The organism is Micromonospora sp. NBC_01412 (genome assembly GCF_045040215.1).
GTDB lineage: Bacteria > Actinomycetota > Actinomycetes > Mycobacteriales > Micromonosporaceae > Micromonospora > Micromonospora rubida.
Genome location: NZ_CP109528.1, coordinates 6,320,551 through 6,337,232 on the forward strand (window position 1 = coordinate 6,320,551; position 16,682 = coordinate 6,337,232).

The 16,682-nt window shown below is 70.8% G+C and carries 15 protein-coding genes; 9 read left to right on the top strand and 6 right to left on the bottom strand.

Annotated features, from left to right (window positions below):
* Window positions 1-21 precede the first annotated feature (21 nt).
* Both OG617_RS27720 and OG617_RS27725 read left to right on the top strand, forming a co-directional pair.
* Entirely contained in the window at window positions 22-897 is an 876-nt protein-coding gene (locus OG617_RS27720) for a DUF72 domain-containing protein (RefSeq protein WP_405095877.1), read from the top strand.
* 22 nt (window positions 898-919) lie between these two features.
* Window positions 920-1,258, top strand: a complete 339-nt coding sequence (locus OG617_RS27725; protein WP_405095878.1) for a hypothetical protein — start codon at window positions 920-922, stop codon at window positions 1,256-1,258.
* Between the two features lie 534 nt (window positions 1,259-1,792).
* Here the strand turns inward: OG617_RS27725 and OG617_RS27730 are convergent.
* The 4 genes from OG617_RS27730 to OG617_RS27745 are packed head-to-tail and all read right to left on the bottom strand — an operon-like array spanning window position 1,793 to window position 5,258.
* Entirely contained in the window at window positions 1,793-2,503 is a 711-nt protein-coding gene (locus OG617_RS27730) for an ABC transporter permease (RefSeq protein WP_405095879.1), read from the bottom strand.
* Between the two features lie 4 nt (window positions 2,504-2,507).
* Window positions 2,508-3,467: an ABC transporter ATP-binding protein gene (locus OG617_RS27735; protein WP_405095880.1), complete on the bottom strand. Its 960-nt coding sequence runs from the start codon at window positions 3,465-3,467 to the stop codon at window positions 2,508-2,510.
* On the bottom strand, window positions 3,464-4,351 hold the full coding sequence (locus tag OG617_RS27740; protein ID WP_405095881.1) for an ABC transporter permease: 888 nt from the start codon (window positions 4,349-4,351) through the stop codon (window positions 3,464-3,466). The genes OG617_RS27735 and OG617_RS27740 overlap by 4 nt, the downstream gene beginning before the upstream one ends.
* Window positions 4,344-5,258 carry an ABC transporter ATP-binding protein gene (locus tag OG617_RS27745; RefSeq protein WP_405095882.1) on the bottom strand — a complete coding sequence of 305 codons (915 nt, stop codon included), beginning with the start codon at window positions 5,256-5,258 and terminating at the stop codon, window positions 4,344-4,346. The genes OG617_RS27740 and OG617_RS27745 overlap by 8 nt, the downstream gene beginning before the upstream one ends.
* Before the next feature lie 488 nt (window positions 5,259-5,746).
* Between OG617_RS27745 and OG617_RS27750 the strand changes: the two genes are divergently transcribed.
* From OG617_RS27750 to OG617_RS27780, 7 genes are all read left to right on the top strand, one after another.
* Window positions 5,747-6,175 (top strand): DUF2267 domain-containing protein, encoded by a 429-nt coding sequence (locus OG617_RS27750; protein ID WP_405095883.1) that lies wholly within the window; start codon window positions 5,747-5,749, stop codon window positions 6,173-6,175.
* A 786-nt stretch (window positions 6,176-6,961) separates the two neighbouring features.
* Window positions 6,962-7,459, top strand: coding sequence for a SigE family RNA polymerase sigma factor (locus tag OG617_RS27755; RefSeq protein WP_405095884.1), 498 nt, complete (start codon window positions 6,962-6,964; stop codon window positions 7,457-7,459).
* A 276-nt stretch (window positions 7,460-7,735) separates the two neighbouring features.
* On the top strand, window positions 7,736-8,884 hold the full coding sequence (locus OG617_RS27760; RefSeq protein ID WP_405095885.1) for a cytochrome P450: 1,149 nt from the start codon (window positions 7,736-7,738) through the stop codon (window positions 8,882-8,884).
* A 24-nt stretch (window positions 8,885-8,908) separates the two neighbouring features.
* Window positions 8,909-10,753 carry a RiPP maturation radical SAM C-methyltransferase gene (locus OG617_RS27765; protein ID WP_405095886.1) on the top strand — a complete coding sequence of 615 codons (1,845 nt, stop codon included), beginning with the start codon at window positions 8,909-8,911 and terminating at the stop codon, window positions 10,751-10,753.
* Window positions 10,750-11,319, top strand: coding sequence for a DUF5825 family protein (locus tag OG617_RS27770; protein ID WP_405095887.1), 570 nt, complete (start codon window positions 10,750-10,752; stop codon window positions 11,317-11,319). Before OG617_RS27765 ends, OG617_RS27770 begins: the two co-directional genes overlap by 4 nt.
* A 13-nt stretch (window positions 11,320-11,332) precedes the next feature.
* Window positions 11,333-12,796, top strand: coding sequence for a M28 family peptidase (locus tag OG617_RS27775; RefSeq protein WP_405095888.1), 1,464 nt, complete (start codon window positions 11,333-11,335; stop codon window positions 12,794-12,796).
* 50 nt (window positions 12,797-12,846) lie between these two features.
* A complete protein-coding gene (locus OG617_RS27780; protein ID WP_405095889.1) occupies window positions 12,847-13,785 on the top strand; it encodes an aspartyl/asparaginyl beta-hydroxylase domain-containing protein in 939 nt (312 codons plus the stop codon).
* Between the two features lie 53 nt (window positions 13,786-13,838).
* Here OG617_RS27780 and OG617_RS27785 read toward each other — a convergent pair whose 3' ends face one another.
* Both OG617_RS27785 and OG617_RS27790 read right to left on the bottom strand, forming a co-directional pair.
* Window positions 13,839-14,576 carry a sulfotransferase family protein gene (locus tag OG617_RS27785; protein ID WP_405095890.1) on the bottom strand — a complete coding sequence of 246 codons (738 nt, stop codon included), beginning with the start codon at window positions 14,574-14,576 and terminating at the stop codon, window positions 13,839-13,841.
* 11 nt (window positions 14,577-14,587) lie between these two features.
* Window positions 14,588-15,802, bottom strand: a complete 1,215-nt coding sequence (locus tag OG617_RS27790) for an MFS transporter (RefSeq protein ID WP_405095891.1) — start codon at window positions 15,800-15,802, stop codon at window positions 14,588-14,590.
* Window positions 15,803-16,682: the final 880 nt, after the last annotated feature.

Sequence of the window (16,682 nt, forward strand, 5' to 3'; positions counted from 1 at the left end):
TGGACGCGGTGAACCCCGACCGTGGGTGAGATCAAGGTGGGCACCGCGTCCTGGACCGACCGGACCCTGCTCGACTCCGGGTGGTACCCGCCGACGGCGGACAACCCGGAGAAGCGGCTGTCGTACTACGCGAAGAAGTTCCCGCTGGTCGAGGTCGACGCCACCTACTACTCGCCGCCGGCCGAGCGCACCGCCCGGCTGTGGGCCGAGCGCACACCGGCCGGGTTCACCTTCAACATCAAGGCGTTCAGCCTGCTCACCGGCCACCCGACCCGGGTCTCCGCGCTCTACAAGGACCTGCGGCCGGACACCGACAAGCGCAACGTCTACCCCGACGACCTGCCCGCGCAGGCGTACGAGGAGGTGTGGACCCGATTTCTGTCCGCCCTCGACCCGCTGGTCGAGGCGGACCGGCTGGGCGTGCTGCTGTTCCAGTTCCCGCCCTGGTTCACCATCAAGCGGGACAACAAGCAGTACCTGCTGGAGGTGGCCCGCCGCTGCGCGCCGCTACGACCCGCGTTCGAGTTCCGGCACGAATCCTGGTTCGACGGGGCCAACCGGGACGAGACCCTCGGTTTCCTGCGCGAGCACGAGCTGGCGTACGTCTGCGTGGACATGCCGCAGGGGCACCGCTCGTCGGTGCCGCCGGTGCTGGAGGCCACCGCCGACCTGGCGGTGGTCCGCTTCCACGGCCACAGCGACAAGTGGACCAGCAAGGACATCCACGAGAAGTTCGGCTACGACTACTCCGACCGGGAGCTGAAGGAGTGGGCGCCGAGGCTGCGGAAGCTGGCCGACCAGGCGAGCGAGACGCACGCTCTCATGAACAACTGCTACCAGGACTACGCCCAGCGCAACGGCCAGCGCATCCAGTCCCTCCTGGCTACGGATTCGTAGCGGGCCGTCCTCGGTGTCGGTTGTGCCGACGGTCAGCCGGCTGTTCAAGCTGATCACCGCCCTGCAGTTCACCGTCGGGGCGGCCGGCCGAGCCGTGCCTAGGATGCTCGCAAGCTTCCGCCGCAACGCCGGCGATTACCTCCTGGCAGCCCGTGTCCGACGCGCGACCCCTGCGCGATGGCCGTTCTGGGTGATTCCCATCGCCAGTGTGGGCCTCGCCGCCGTGTTCCTCATCGACCTGATTGGCAGCGCCGAGTTCAGCCTCAACCCGGCTGCTCGCCGCCATCAGCACTCTTCTCGCCCTCTGCGGGGCTCGACGCCCCCGGCACGGAGAATCTGCCTGACCCGTTCGCGGGTGTAGCCGGTGGCCCGGACGATGTCCACCTGGCGCATGCCGCCTCGGGCGGCCTCGACGATGGCCTCTGTGGCGTCGGGGTGCATGGCAGCCTGTCGTGATCGTTTGCTGATTTGTGAGACGACACGCCGGGCGAGTTCTCCAAAATCAGCAGACGATCGTGAAGTCCCACCCCAGGGGCGGGAACGCCGACGCTGACGTCGTCGCCGACCGGCGGGCAACGCCGCTAGCGCCCCCTTTGCTCTGCTGCCCCCTGTGCAACGCTCGCGGAGTTGTCGTGGCTCGCGTGCGGCGGTCGCAGCGCTGACACGGGGCTGTCGTCCTCGGGAGGTCGTCCTGTGAGTGTTCTGCCGCCGCCCCCACCCCGGCTCTCGCCCGCGCAACCGTCGCGGCTGCCCCTGATCGTCGACAGTCCCGGCCACGGAGGCTTGATCAAGAGGTTTGCGTCCCCGGAGGCGTTCCCGGGGACGCAAACCTCTTGATCAACCGGCTGAGGCCAGCGTCCTTGAGCGGCGGCCCGACCTACCGTCGCGTGTGAGGTCAGCTCGTCTCGCCGGCCATGCTGAACGAGCGGAGCCGGTCTATCGCGAGGACGGTGAAGCCCACGCTGATCAGCGCGCTCATCACCGCCGCCACCGGCACCGAGACGTCGCCCTGCAACAGCCCCGTGGGGGCGATCCGGTCGGCGAGGGTGATCACGTACTGCTGGATGGAGAGCACCCTGGTGCCGCTGACGACGCTGCCGAGCAACCCCTCCCAGATCAGCACGTAGACCAGGCCGAGCAGCACCGGCCGGCGGGTGAGCAGGCTGAGCGCCAGGAACAGCGCCGAGTACGCCAGCGCACCGACCGCCGACGCGGCGGCGAGCGCCAGGCCGAGACGTACGGAGTCGGCCAGCACGCCCGCCACGAAGAGCGGGACGGCGACGGTGATGGCGGTGACGCCGGCGGCCACCGCCAGCTTCGGCAGCACGATCTGCCAGCGTGGCAGCGGCTTGGTCAGGATGTGCACGACGGTGCCGTCATCGATCTCGGCCCCCAGCACGCCGGTGCCGACGATCAGGGCGACGACCGGGAGCACCACGGCCAGGCCGAGACCGACCAGCACCGGCGGGCCCCACTCGCCCGGATCCACCCCGAGTGACCGGGAGAGCACAGCCAACAGCACCAGCACCACGGGCAGCGGCAGCAGCAGGAGGAACCGGCGACGCCCGAACAGCCCCCGCAGGGTGATCCAGGAAACGGTAGACATGGGTTCAGGCCTCCACCAGGTAGGAGAAGACGCTCTCCAGGGACTCGTCCTGGGGCACCAGTTGTCGCACCCGGATGCCCTCCCTCAGAGCGATCTTCGGCAGGACGCGGGTGAACACGCCGTAGTCGCCGGCGCGCACCGTCAACCCGGCGCGGTCCAGCTCGACACCCGTCACCGACGCCTCGGCCATCAGCGCCACGGCGAGCGCCCGGTCGTCGGCGGAGTGCACGGTGAAGACGTGCGGCCGATTGGTCATCAGCCGGCGGATGGTGCGGAAGTCGCCGGAGGCGGCCAGCCGGCCGGCGACCATCACCTGGACGGTGCCGGAGACCTGCTCGACCTCCTCCAGGATGTGCGAGCTGAACAGGATGGTGCGGCCGGCGTCGCCGAGGCGGTGCAGCAGCTCCATCATGTGCAGCCGCTGACGCGGGTCCATCCCGTTGAACGGCTCGTCGAGCAGCAGCACCTGCGGCTCGTGCACCAGCGCGGCGGCCACCCGGGCGCGCTGCCGCATGCCCTTGGAGTACGTGCCGATCCGGCGGTCCTGCGCGCCCTCCATCTCCACCAGGGCGATCGCCCGGCGGGCGGCCGCCGCCGGGTCCGGCAGTCGGTGCAGCTTCGCGCTGGCCAGCACGAACTCGTACGCGGTGAGGAAGGTGTGCACCGCTTCCCGCTCGCTGACCAGGCCGAGCCGGCGGTAGACCTCGGGGTTGCGCCAGGTGGGCCGGCCGTCCAGGGTCACCACCCCGCGCGACGGGGCCAGGAAGCCCGCCATCATGTGCAGCAGGGTCGTCTTGCCGGCGCCGTTCGGGCCGAGCAGGCCGGTGACGCCCGGGCCGAGGCTCATGCTGACGTCGTTGACCGCCACCACGTTGCCGTACCAGCGGGAGACGCCCGCGAGATCGAGGGTGCTGGTGACGGCGGTCGGTGTCCCCGCCGCCTGGTCGGCGCTGATCGTGGTCATCGCGCGGCCACCTTCCGGTATCGCAGGAGCAGCAGGGCGACGCAGCCGGCCACGAGCAGCACGGCGGCGACCGCGTAGACGGGACCGAAGCCGCCGATCGGGACTCCGCCGCCACTTTGGCCCTCGGGCACCAGCAGGTCACCGAGTGCCCAGGCGCCCACGCTGCCCACCAGCGTCGACGGCGAGGCGAGGAAGGCCAGCTCGTTGACTGTCTGGGAGGGCATGATCGACAGGGTGCCGACGATCGGCGTGGTCATCAGGAACACGGCCACGACCCCGCCGGCCGCGAACGCCCGCTTGCCGGTGAGGGAGGCGACCAGCAGCCCGACCGAGGCGAAGACCGCCGCCCAGAGCCCGGCGTAGAGTAGGGCCGGCAGTAGGTCGAGCAGCTCGTTCCAGACCCCGCGCATGCCTTCACCGCTGGTGAAGGCGGCGCCCAGGAACATCACGAGCTGCGGCCCGCCGAGCAGCAACCAGAGCGCGGTCGCCAGCGCCAGCAGCTTGGCCACCGGGTAGTCCGAGCGCGGCAGCGGCCGGGAGAAGTAGAGCGGCAGCACCCCGCTGCGCAGGTCACGGGAGACCAGTTCGGGCGCGACCACCGCGACGAAGAAGATGACCAGCCAGCTCATGTTGTCGGCGAACTGGGCGTACGTCATCACCGTCTCGCCGATCTGGCTGCGCACGGCGGTGAGGGCGGCGGCGACCGCCGTGACGATGCCGACCACCAGCCAGGGGAAGATCTTGGCCTTCGCGCTGCGCCCCAGCCCGAACGCCGTCCGCAGGCCGTGCAGGTAGAGCGCGCCGAAAACGGCCCGGCGGCCCAGCCGGGGGCCGGTGTAACGCTGGTAGCCGATGTCGTGGATGACGCCGGTCGGCTCAGGCATGGCTGGGCTCCCTCGTGGCGAAGAGTTCGGCCACCCGGTGCCGGCGCTGGTCCAGCCGGTGCAGCGGCAGGTCCAGCTCGGCAACCGCGCCGAGGATCAGGTCGTAGGTGGCGTCGTCGACGAGCTCGACGAGCAGCAGCCGGCCGTCCCGGCGGACCGGCAGGTCGAGCGCGGCCAGCCGCACGGCCAACTCCTCCATGCCCTCGCTGACCTCGACGGCGAGCACGTCGATGGCGGAGGTCATGGCGGAGATGTGGTCGGCGCGCAGCAGCCGCCCGCCGTCGATGGCGACGAGGGTGTCGCAGATCCGTTCCACCTCGCCCAGCAGGTGCGAACAGACCAGCACGGAGATGCCGAACTCGGTGCCGATGCGGTGCACCAGCGCCAGCATGGCGTCCCGGCCCGCCGGGTCGAGGCCGTTGGTCGGCTCGTCGAGCAGCAGCAGGTCGGGGTCGTGCACGAGGGCCTGGGCGAGCTTGACCCGCTGCTTCATGCCCGTGGAGTAGCCGCCGACCGGGCGGTAGCGCTCCTCGTAGAGCCCGACGTGCCGCAGCGCCTCGGAGGCCCGCTCCCGGGCGACCGTACGCGGCAGGCCGCTGACCCGGCCGAGGTGGGTGACCAGCTCCGCGGCGGAGAGGTCCGGTGGCAGGGCGTCGTGTTCGGGCATGTAGCCGACCCGGGCGCGGACCTGGGCGGAGTCGGTGGTCGGGTCGAGGCCGAGCACCCGGGCCCGGCCGCTGGTCGGGGCGAGGAGGCCGAGCAGGATCTTGATCAGGGTCGACTTGCCGGCGCCGTTCGCGCCGACCAGCCCGATGATCCCCGGCTCGACCGCGACGGTGAGGTCGGCCAACGCCGTGACCCCACCCCCGTACGTCTTGGTCAGCGACTCGGTCGCGATGAGTGTCACGTCGTACAGCGTAGGGAGCGGGGGTCACCCAAGGGTGGCTGCCCGCCCCCGGCAGGTCCCTGATCTTCCTGGCCGGGTTCCCCTAAGGTCCCGGGGCCGCGCCGGCCGTTGTTCACACCCGGATCGGCGCGCAGCTCGCAGACCGGGGCTCGATGCCGAAAGAACGTCCGTGGGGAAGTCACCCGGAGAGAGTGAGGCGGGCTCATCCTCGCCGGGCGCAACATGGGCGTGTCCGTGTCCCTGGCCGGTCGGCGGGAGACGGGCGCGACGGCGCACACAGGTACGAAAGGTGCGGAGCGTGACGGTTCGGGACACGGCGGGTCGGCGGCGTGGCGGCGTGCTGCACGTGGTCGGGTCACCCGGTGGCCCCCGCCCCGTTGGGGCGCGGCTGGGCCGGGTGGGCCTCACCTCGCAGTGGCGGGGCCCGGCCGGGCCGCCGCGCCGCGATGACGACCGACGGTGGCATGACGACCTACGGGGGTGCACAGATGGCTGAGCAGATGATCTCGGCGTTCGAGAGCTCGCTGGACAAGACCAATCTGATCCTCAAGGACATCGAGGCGGCGTACGGCTGGCCGAAGGAGCAGCGCAACCAGTCGTACGCGGCGCTGCGCACGGTGCTGCACCTGCTGCGCGACCGGTTGCCGGTGCAGGAGAGCGCGGAGTTCGCCGCGCAGCTTCCCGTGCTGCTGCGGGGGATCTACTTCGACGGCTGGCAGCCGGAGAACGTGCCGATCAAGCTGAACCGGGACGACTTCCTCTACGAGGTCCGCCAGGGCTTCCCGTACGACGTGGAGGGCGGCCCGGAGCGGGTGGTCCAGGTGGTGCTGGACACCCTGCGCCAGCACGTCACCCAGGGCGAGTGGCAGGACGTCAAGTCCGCCATGCCCCGGGACCTGGGCCGGATGATTCCCTGAGTCGTTGCCCGTGAGGGCGTGGAAGCCCGACGCTGGGCGCCTCGGCCGGCCGACCCTGGGGACGGCCGGCCGACGCGTGTCCGCTGGCCGTGGTGCGGACGCGGGCCGGGCCGGCCGCTCCGCCCGGTCGAGCCGCCGTGGCGGTACGGGCCCGTCGGGGGTGAGGCCGTGCGGCACCGCCACGGCGGCGAGCGGGAAGAGCCCGGTGGGCGCGTTGCCCCGGGTCGCCTTCCGCGCCGGCGCAGAGGGGGCAGCCGTGCGGCACGGACTCGTCGCCACAGGTACCCGTCTCGGGTAGGGGTGGTCCAACGTCGTCGTCGTGTGCGGGCCGAGAGTGAGTCGAACACCGCGTTCTGAAAACGCACATGCACCAGAAGTCGCAGACGACTCAGCTCCAAAGGCGCGCCGAACAGCCCCGCCCGCCCGTCGCCCTCCACACCTCCCTTCGGGCCAACTGGCAGATCGCCCGCCATGACCGCCGCGGCAACTGCGCTGGACCTTTCCGGCACCCACCGAGGCGGCCGAGGCGCCCTGGCCACCTGCGGGCTGCCGACGAAAATGGCGAAAAAAGGGCCACTGCGACACTTTCGGCACGTCGCGAAATATTCGCCGCCAGGTGTTGCTATCGAGCAGGTTGTATCTACCCTTCACAGTGTTACAGGCTGCAGTCCAAAAAGGACGGTCCATCCACGTCGCCCACCCGGGCCCACACGCACGGGCTCAGGCAGCGGGTGGACCGCTCGCGTTCACACCGTCAAGGGAACACGAGGAGACACATTGCATGCAATGAATGACCTCGCCGTCTCCGAGTTCGAACTGTTCGCCCGGCGGCTGCGCGGGTGGCTGCGCCGGGAGGCGTACCACATCTGCGGCGACTGGCACGAGGCCGACGACCTCGTCCAGATGGCGCTGTGGAAGATGCATCGGCAGTGGCCGTCCCTCGCCAAGGGCGCCGGGCTGGGTGCCTACGCCCGGCGGATCGTCGTTCGCGACTTTCTGACCGAACGTCGCCACTCGAGGTGGCGGCGCGAGGTGCTCATGCTGGCCCCGGCCGACGCCGGCCCCTCGTTCGAGCAGTCGGACGGGACGGAGGACAGGGCCGTCCTCGTGCAGGCGCTGCGGCGGCTCGGGCCCCGCCAGCGGGCCGTGCTGACGCTCCGCTTCCTGGCCGACCTCAGCGTCCAGCAGACGGCTCGGAGGCTCGGCTGCACCCCGGGAACGGTGACGAGCCAGACCGTCCGCGCGCTGGCGGCGCTCCGCCAGGATCTGGCCCAACAATCTTGAACCCGCGTGCAGTTTTTCGCCGCGGCCACCTCGTGTACCCGAGGAGAGCATCCGCCGGTCGGCTGCAGACTCGCTAACAGCGTTGGGCTGTCAATATATTTCGGCACGCCGCCGTTGCACAGGCATGTGCACGGCTCTTTCCTTACCCAAAAACGAGAAGGGGGACGACAATGCGTTACCTTCACTGATCCGACGGCGGTGCGGCGGCGAGTCTCGCCGCCGCACCGTTCCCATCCGAGGAGAACGGGGGCAAGCGAGATGGGCCAGCCAGATCCGTTGTACGATCCGCTCGCGGCAGACGTCATAGCGGATCCGTACCCTTTCTACCACCGACTCCGCGAGCATGATCCGGTCTACTGGCACGGCCAGTTGGACTCCTGGGTCCTCACCGGATACGAGGAATGCCGGCAGGTGCTCGGGGACACCGGGCATTTCGGGTCCGACTTCCGGCGATGCGGTGTCGACATACCGGCGGCCCAGCTCAGCATTCAGTCGCTCGATCCGCCCGAACACGGTGCGATCCGGCACCTCCTGGTCTCGGCGTTGCATGCCCAGCCGGCGCAGGCGGCGGAGCGGCGGTTGACGGCCACCGCCGAGGCGCTGCTCGCCGCGCTCCCGCGGGACGGCGCCGTCGATCTGATCCCAGGTCTCGCCCGGCCGGTCGCGCTGCGGACCGTCGCGGAGTTCCTCGGCGTCGCACCGCCCGCCGGACCGGTGTTCGAGGAGATGTCCAATGCCATCGTCCGCAGCATGGACGCCGGGCTCGAACCCGAGCGCGCGGGGCCAGGCAACCAGGCGCGCGGCGCACTCGCCCACCTGCTCACGCAGTGGCTGGCCGAGCCGGCCGCGGACGGCTACCTCGCCGCCGTGCTGCGCGCCCGGCAATCCGCCGACGACGTGCCCCCCGAGGTGCTGGCGAACTCGCTGCGAGCGGTGCTGCACGCCGGCTACGAGTCGGTGAGCCGGCTGCTCGGCAATGTTCTCGCCCGCATCGCCACGTCCGAGGACACCGCCCGGATGATCGGCGCGGCCGGGGGAGATCTCGCGCCGCTGGCCGACGAGCTGATTCGACTCGACGGCCCGGTGCAGGCGGACGCGCGGGTGTGCGTGCGGGATCGCGAGCTGGGCGGCCACACCGTGCGGCGCGGCGAGGTCCTCGTGCTCATGCTGGCGGCCGCCAACCGGGACCCGAAGGTCTTCGTCGACCCCGACGTCGTGGACGTGACGCGCCGCCGCGGCGTACACCTCGCCTTCGGCCGGGGCGCGCACGCGTGCCTGGGCGCCGCCCTCGGAACCCAGCAACTGATCGCGGTTCTGAAGGCCCTGCACGCCACGGGAACCTGGTTCCGCTGTGCCGAGGCGCCACGGTACGAGCGGACAGCCACCCTGCGCGGGCTCGCAGCCCTGCCCGTACACGTCATCTAGAGCCGAACAGGCGGTACCGGTCCCATGAAAATCGTTCTCACGGCCATGCCGTGGCACGGACTGCAGACGGCATCGCTGCCGGTCGGGATCCTCAAGGCATGCGCCGACCGCTGCCGGCGCCCGCACGAGGTGGTCGAGCACTACGCCAACCTCGCCTGGGCCGACCTGCTCGACGAGGAGAGCGACGGGGCGATCACGCCCGACGACTACGCGTACATCGCCAATGTCGGGGTCTGGCACTCCATCGGCGAGTGGGTCTTCGCCAGCGCCCTCTATGAGGACCCCTCCTGGCGAACCGACGAGTTCCTCGCCTATCTGGCCGACCGCCGGATCGACCCCGGCAAGGCACTGGTCATGCGGCCGTACGCCGACAGGTTCATCGACATGACCGTGGACCATCTGCTCGGACTCGACCCCGACCTGGTGGGCTTCACCACGACCTTCTCGCAGAACACCGCGTCGCTGGCCGTCGCGCGACGGCTCAAGCGGCGGCGCCCGTCGCTGCCGGTCGTCATCGGCGGAGGCAACTGCGAGGGGCCGATGGGAGCGGCGATGAGCGAGCACTTCCCGTACCTCGACTACGTCGTCAGCGGGGAGGGCGAGAACGCCTTCGTGGCCCTCGTCGACGCGCTCGACGAGGGCGGCGACCTCGCCAAGGTCCCGGGCCTCATCTGGCGCGCCGCCGACGGCAGCCCACGGCGGAATCCGCCCGCCTCGATGATCCCCATGACCCGGGTGCCCCGCCCCGACTACGACGGCTGGCAGTCCGCCTTCACCGCCAGCCGCGCCGCCCGCACGGTGAACCCGGAGTTGACCCTCGAGGCGGCGCGCGGCTGCTGGTGGGGCGAGAAGCACCACTGCACGTTCTGCGGTCTCAACGGGACCGCCATGGCGTTCCGGGCCAAGCCGGCCGGCGACTTTCTCGCCGACCTGACCGACATGGTCGCTCGGCACCGGATCCTCGACGTGGTCATGGTCGACAACATCATGAGCAACGACTATTTCCGGGAGCTGCTGCCGGTGCTGCGCGACCGCGACTGGGACGTGACCATCCGCTACGAGGTGAAGGCGAACCTGCGTGCCGACCAACTGGCCGCCCTCGCCGACGCCGGCGTGCGCCACATCCAGCCGGGCATCGAGAGTCTCAGCAGCCACGTCCTGACGCTCATGGAGAAGGGCGTCCACGCGACCCAGAACATCCAGGTGCTACGGGACGCCGACGACTTCGGGCTCACCGTCGACTGGAACATGCTCTACGGCTTCCCGGGGGAGAGCGACGAGGACTACCAGGTTGTCCTGTGGCAGCTTCCGGCGCTGGTCCACCTGCAGCCGCCCGCCGGGACGACCCGCATTCTGCTCGAGCGGTTCAGCCCGTACTTCGAGCGCCCCGAACTCGGCTTCGTGGCACGACAGCCGGCCCGTCAGTATCACCACGTCTACGCCCTCGCGCCGGAGCAGCTCTACGACCTGGCCTACCAGTTCGAGGGCGACCGCAAGGGGCTGACCGGGGACCTGGAGAAGGAGCTGCGGCTGGCCGTCCGGGCCTGGGCCGAGTCGGGCCCGACGAGCAGCCTGGTGCAGTCCACGACCGAGCACGGCCTGCTCATCGAGGACCACCGGCACGGATGGCCGCAGGGCACGTACCCGGTCAACGATCCGCTCGCCGTCACCGCCCTCCAGGCGCTGCGGAACCCCCGATCCGAGGCGTCGCTGATCGCGCGGCTGGCGGAGCGGGGCGGAGACACGGCGGCTCGGCACGCCGTGGACTATCTGACCGAACGTGGACTCGTTTTCGCCGAGGGCGGCCGCCTGGTCGCGTTGCCGACGGCGGCCCGGCCACTGCGACCGGTGGCGGGAGCGGAGCTGTGACGGCGAGCGCCGCGCTGCCGGCCGAGTGGACCGTACCCGCCGGGCACGCCGTGACGGGAACCCTCGCGGCACACAGCCGGTTGGGGATCGGCGGCACGATTCGGATCGGGAACGACGAGAACGCGCTTCCGGCGCTCGCCCTGCTGCGTGAGGCGAGCGCGCTGGCGGCCGACGTCGGCTGGACCGCCGCCGTGGACGGGCCCGTACCGATATGGCAGCTGACGCACCTGCCGCCGCCGCGGGACGTGTCCGGTGTGGCGCCGGAAGACCTGGCCCGGTGGCGCGAGACGTTCCGGTTCGGGCTCTGCTACTACCGTCGCGGCCCCGGCTTCCTCACCGTGCACGACGCCCGCCGCGGCGTGCCGACCCGCTCGACGATCGCCGATCCGGTCGCGATCGCGGCCGTCGAGGCGCTGCGGACGCCGCGCCCCGTGGCCGATCTCGACCCCGCGCTGCGCGACGCGGTCGCCGGTCTCGCGGACCGCGGCCTCGTCCTCCACATCGGCCGGTCGGCGATGACATTGCCGTGGCGGCCGACCCGATGGCCCGTTCCCTGCATTTTATGAACCCGGAGGCGAAGTGCGCGTCGCACGACTGATCAGAGCCCTGTCCATCAACGCGTTGGTGATGCTGGTGGCCGCGGGGGCGACCAGCACCGTGGTCCGCGCCGCCGAATCGGCGCCATATCCCCTGGCCGAGCGGCTCGCCTCGAGCCTGACCTCCGGCCGCCTCCACGCCCACCTGGCAGCGCTCCAGGCCATCGCCGACCGCAGCGGCGGGAACCGTGGCTACGACCGGCCCGGATTCGCCCGGTCGGCGGCCTATGTCGCCGCCCGGCTGCGCCTGGCCGGATATCAGGTCACGACGCAGACGGTGCCCTACACCAACTTCGAGGTGGCCGAGGAACGACTCGTCGTGGACGGCAGCATGGCCGTTCCGGTTCTGATGACCCGCTTCACCCCGTCCACCCCGGCTGGCGGCGTCGACGCGCCGTTGGCCGCGCTGCCGGGCGGCCGGACCGGCTGCGCCGCGGATGACTACGACGGCGTGTCCGTCGCCGGTGCGGTGGTCGTGCTGGCCCGGGCGGCCTGCGGCTACGCGGTGCAGCAGCAGGTCGTCGCAGCCCTGGGAGCCCGGGCGATGCTGCTCTACTACCCCGTGCCGGAGCTGGAGAACATCTACCGCTTCCTGGCCTTCGACCCCACCATGTTCACCATTCCGGTGGGCGGGATATCCCGGAAGGACGGCGAGGACCTCATCGGCCGGGCTGCGACCGGTGCCCGGGTACGCCTGACGCTGCGTGGATCCGCTCAGCCCCGGACGACGGTGAACCTCATCGCCGAGACCGCGGGCGGCGACCCGGACAACGTCGTCATGCTCGGCGCCCACCTGGACAGCGGCACCGAGGCCCCCGGCATCAACGACAACGGCACGGCAGCCGTCACCGTGCTGCAGACCGCGCTCGCGATGGCGCCGTACCAGACGACCGTGCGGAACAAGGTGCGGTTCGCGTGGTGGGGCGCGGAGGAGGTGGGCAACCTCGGTTCCGCCTACTACGTGTCTCAGCTCTCCGCCGCCGACCGGGCCCGCATCGCCGTGCTGCTCAATGGCGAGTTGCTCGCGTCGCCCAACGGCGGCCGGTTCGTCTGGGATGCGGGCAGCGGCGGCGGCCGGGTAGTCGCCGATCTGTTCGCCGGGTACTTCGAGCGCCGGAACCTGCCGTACGAGCGGCACGCCATCACCTCCATCGGCTCGGACCACCTCGAGTTCGCTGCGGCGGGCATCGCGGTCGGCGGGATCGACACCGGAACCCTGGGCGTGAAGACACCGGAGCAGCAGGTTCTCTACGGCGGCCAGGCCGGGCGGATGTTCGATCCGTGCTATCACCAGCCCTGCGACACCGTCGGCAATCTCGACTCGCCGGCGCTGGCGGCCAACGCGCCGTCCCTCGCCTGGGTCACGGGACGCCTGGCCACGTACGACGAGGACGTGCGGGCGGCACAGGCAGGCTCCGCAGCGACGACCACCCGGAGGTCGTCATGACCATTTCCGCGACGGCGGTCGCCGATCCCCTCGCCGGTCTGCCCGCGGCCGTGCGGCTGACGCCCACCTTCGACACCGACCGGCTCCAGGCGGAGGTGGGTCATCTGACCCGGCTCACCTGGGCGCGCCAGCGCACCTACACCGAGCAGGGCGAGGGCCTGGAGAGTCCCGTCGACTGGCGGGTGCTGGCGCTGCGCAACCAGGGCGGCGACGAACAGCGAACCGATGCCGGCGGCCCGGGCACCGCGCCGTTCACGAACACGCGGTGGCTGGACTCCACTCCCTATCTGGCCGAGGTGCTCGCCTCGCTGCCGCGGGGCATGCGCGCGGCGCGGCTGATGTCCCTGGCGCCGGGGGCGCAGGTCGGCACGCACCGGGACACCCCGATGGGGCTGCCGTACGGCATGGTCCGGCTGCACATTCCGATCGTGACCAACGATGGCGCCGTTCTGGTTCTCGACGGTGACACGCACTGCTGGAAGCCGGGAACATTCTGGTACGGAGACTTCTCGCGGCCCCATTCGATCGCCAATTCCGGCCCGTCGAATCGGATTCATCTGGTGATCGACACGGCATTGACGCCGGAGCTCCTCGACCTTTTCCCCCGGACCTCGGTCGACCGTATCGACGTCGCCGATGTTCTCTTCGAGCGACCGGAGCTGCCATTGCGGCCGGGGGAACTCGCGAGTTTCCGCGGCCGGGTCACGGTGCCCGCCGCATTCGCCAACTGGTCCGCGGAGCCGCTGGACGACACGGTCAGCATCGGCGACCAGCATTCCTCGATAGTGGCGGAGGACGGCCGGCTGGTCCTGGTCGGCCCCGACGCCCGGATCGGGCTGGTGCACGTCGGCGCGGGCGAGTTCCGGTTGCAGGGCTGGACCGAGGAACGAACGATGCACATCGACCGGCGCGCCGAGGCCATCCGGTTCACGATTCGGAACGGTTCATGCTGGTGGACGGAGCAGAGCCCGTTCCTGGCAGGCGCGTAACCATCGGCGCGTGACCGCAGCTCCCAGTGAGGGTGCTGCGGTCCCGCCGCCCGCTATCGGCGCATCCCGCGCCTCGCCCACACGGTCAACGCGAGGGTGGTCGCGATGCCGGCCGCGATGGCGGCTCGACGCATGATCACCCGGTTCATCGCCTTGCGCTGCCGGCGGCGGAAGCTGGCGCGGTCGTTCTCCACGGGAAACGGCTCGGTGGGCTCGGGCCGGCCGAGGAACGCGCACAGCGGCCCCCAACCCTCGCGGACGTTGAAGATCAGCAGCCGCTCGGGAGGCACGTACGCCCGGACCGCGTCGACGTGCCGCTGAAACGCCGCGAGCGCCTCCTCCCGGTCGGTGAACTGGCTGCCTTCCCGCTCGCTGAGCATCTGCTGCGCTTCCTCCAGCAAGCTGTCGCCGGACTTGGCGCGCCCCCACGTGAGCAGGCGGACGAGGGCGGGCGAAGCGGGCGTGTGCTTGATCGTGCTCGCCGTGCTGTCGTACCAGCTCTGCGGGTCGCGGACGGTGAGGACCACCTTCGCCTCGGGGTACGCGTCGACGATCTGTCGCCAGAACGCCGTACCGGGCGAACCGACACTGGACCGGAAGCCGTCAAAGATCTGGTCCCAGTCGGTGGCCTCGGGATCTCGCGCGGCGGCGAGCCAGTCGGCGGCCCGCGCCGGCTCCGCGTTGAGGACTCGCATGTGATAGCTGGGTTCGTAGCCCAGTCGCTCGAGCGCCAGTTTGAGCGATGTGGTGCCGGTGCGCAGGAACCCCGCGCCGATCACGTCCAGGGGCATCACAGTCTCCTTCAGTCAGCAGCCGGATCGGACACCGGCCGAGGTTCCGTGGCCGCAGCGCCGACCGGCACGCGCCAGGCCAACCACAGTGCGCAGGCCGCGGTGACGCCGGCCATCAGGCCGAGCAGCACCCGGTAGTCGACGACGACCGACAACCCCGCGCCGAGGGCGATGGAGATGGTCTGCGGCAGGCTCACCGCGCCCATGGCCGTGCCGAGGGCGCGGCCCCGCAGCTCGGGCGCGGTGCGAAGCTGCACGGTCGTGATGAGGCCGACCGTGGTCCAGCAGACCGCGAGACCGAACACGAACGCGGCGCCGACCGCCGTGGCCACGTGCGGAACGAGATACAGCAGGGCGGCGAGGGTGAGGCAGGCGATTCCCATCGTCACCACCCGGACGTCACCGACGCGACGGGCGAGCAGGCCCGCAGCGAAGCCGGCGGTGATGACGCCCACGCCCTGAACGCTGCTCAGCACCCCGACGAACGCCACCGGGCGGTGTAGCCCCTCGTCGGTGATCGCGAAGATCAGGGTCTGCGAGAAGCCCATCACGAGCATCGTGAGGGCGAGCGCCAGCACGACGTCGCGCAGGGCCGCCGCCCGGAACACGTGGCGGAGCCCTTCGCTGATCTCCTGTCGCCAGCTGGTCGAGGTGGCAGCGTCTCGCTGAGGCTCCTGAACCCGGACTCCGAGCACGCAGAGCGCGGCCATCACGAAGGTCGCCGCGTCGATGACCGCGACCGCCCGCCCGCCGACGACGGTGAACAGGCCCGCGCCGATGAGCGGGGCGAGGAGCCGGACGCCACCCGAGACCGTCTGCAAGAGCCCGTTGGCGTCGGCGAGCTCGGACTTCGGGACGATCGACGCGATGATGGTCGACTGGGTCGGGTCGATGAAGATGGTGGAGAACCCGTAGCAGAGGATGATGAGGTACAGCAGCCACAACTGCCCGGAGCCGTGCACCAGCAGGCCGAGCAGGAGCACGCCCGCCATGATGAGGTTGGCGAACAGGAAGACCCGGCGTCGCGGGTAGCGGTCGATCACGACACCCGCGAACGGCGCCAGCAGGGTGGGGAAGGCCACGAAGAAGAAGGCCACGCCCGCGGCGCCGTCGCTGCCGGTCAGCTCCTTCGCCCAGATGCCGAAGGCGATGATGAGCGCCCGATCACCGAGCGACGAAAGCGTTTGGCCTAAGAGTAGAAATCGAAGGCTCCGGCTTCTGAGCACGACATGCAACCCGTGATCCTCCCCTTCGTCACCCGGCTCGTCATATGCAACCCAAGGGTTGGGGGTGGCAAGCTACGGCGCATTTCCGAACGACGAACCCCCCATGACTGACTATTCGGCGGTCGTAACACCATTGTGGAGTGTCGCGGCTCGGGCACGAGCATAGTCTGTCCGCTCTCGGTGCGACAGACCGAAACAGGTCTTCGTGCGACGATGATCAATTGCTTCACCGATTCCGCGGAGAGAGGAGGCGCGGATTGCCGGGGTACGGAAGGCAGGGGCATTGCGTTGTCGCGGGTGCGGTCCCTGGTCGGCCCGGATCGTGGCCCGGGGCGGAGCTGTGGGCGGGGCGGTCGATGCCGTGGGGCGGCGCCTTTGGAGCTGAGTCGGTTATGTCATCACCGCCGGTCGGGCCACCGCCGTCGCGTCACCCACCGCCGTCGCGTCACCCACCGCCGTCGGGTTACCCACCGCCCCGTCGGGTCGTCGCTTGCGGTCGCCGAGCACGCCGAGCGCGGCTGATGTCGTATCCGACTCAGCTCCATAGGCGCCGGGAGGCACACCTGCCGTGGAGCGGCGCCCACGCCAGGAACCCCCAGACTCCCTGATCGAAGCGCCCCCGCTCGACTTCGCAATCGCCCTGGTACGGAGGAACGCCGCGTGCTCGTTGCGCCGCGGCAGCCTGCCGGCGGCCGGATTGGCGCTCGTCGCCTCCCCAATCGGGCGCTGCCTGTCCGCACCGAACGTCGAACAACTCACCGAACACGTCGGCCGGATGCCGAGACAGGGCGGGGCGAGACGAAGCGAGACGGGGCGGGGCGAGACGGGGCGGAGCAGGGCCGGTCGGCGGGGGCGGCCGCGCCGGCCGGGCCGGGCGAAC

Excerpts from the sequence above, each read along its gene's own strand:
- OG617_RS27730 (WP_405095879.1), bottom strand. The coding sequence starts at position 2,503 with ATGTCTACCGTTTCCTGGATCACCCTGCGGGGGCTGTTCGGGCGTCGC.
- OG617_RS27735 (WP_405095880.1), bottom strand. The coding sequence starts at position 3,467 with ATGACCACGATCAGCGCCGACCAGGCGGCGGGGACACCGACCGCCGTC.
- OG617_RS27740 (WP_405095881.1), bottom strand. The coding sequence starts at position 4,351 with ATGCCTGAGCCGACCGGCGTCATCCACGACATCGGCTACCAGCGTTAC.
- OG617_RS27750 (WP_405095883.1), top strand. The coding sequence starts at position 5,747 with ATGGCTGAGCAGATGATCTCGGCGTTCGAGAGCTCGCTGGACAAGACC.
- OG617_RS27755 (WP_405095884.1), top strand. The coding sequence starts at position 6,962 with ATGAATGACCTCGCCGTCTCCGAGTTCGAACTGTTCGCCCGGCGGCTG.
- OG617_RS27765 (WP_405095886.1), top strand. The coding sequence starts at position 8,909 with ATGAAAATCGTTCTCACGGCCATGCCGTGGCACGGACTGCAGACGGCA.
- OG617_RS27785 (WP_405095890.1), bottom strand. The coding sequence starts at position 14,576 with ATGCCCCTGGACGTGATCGGCGCGGGGTTCCTGCGCACCGGCACCACA.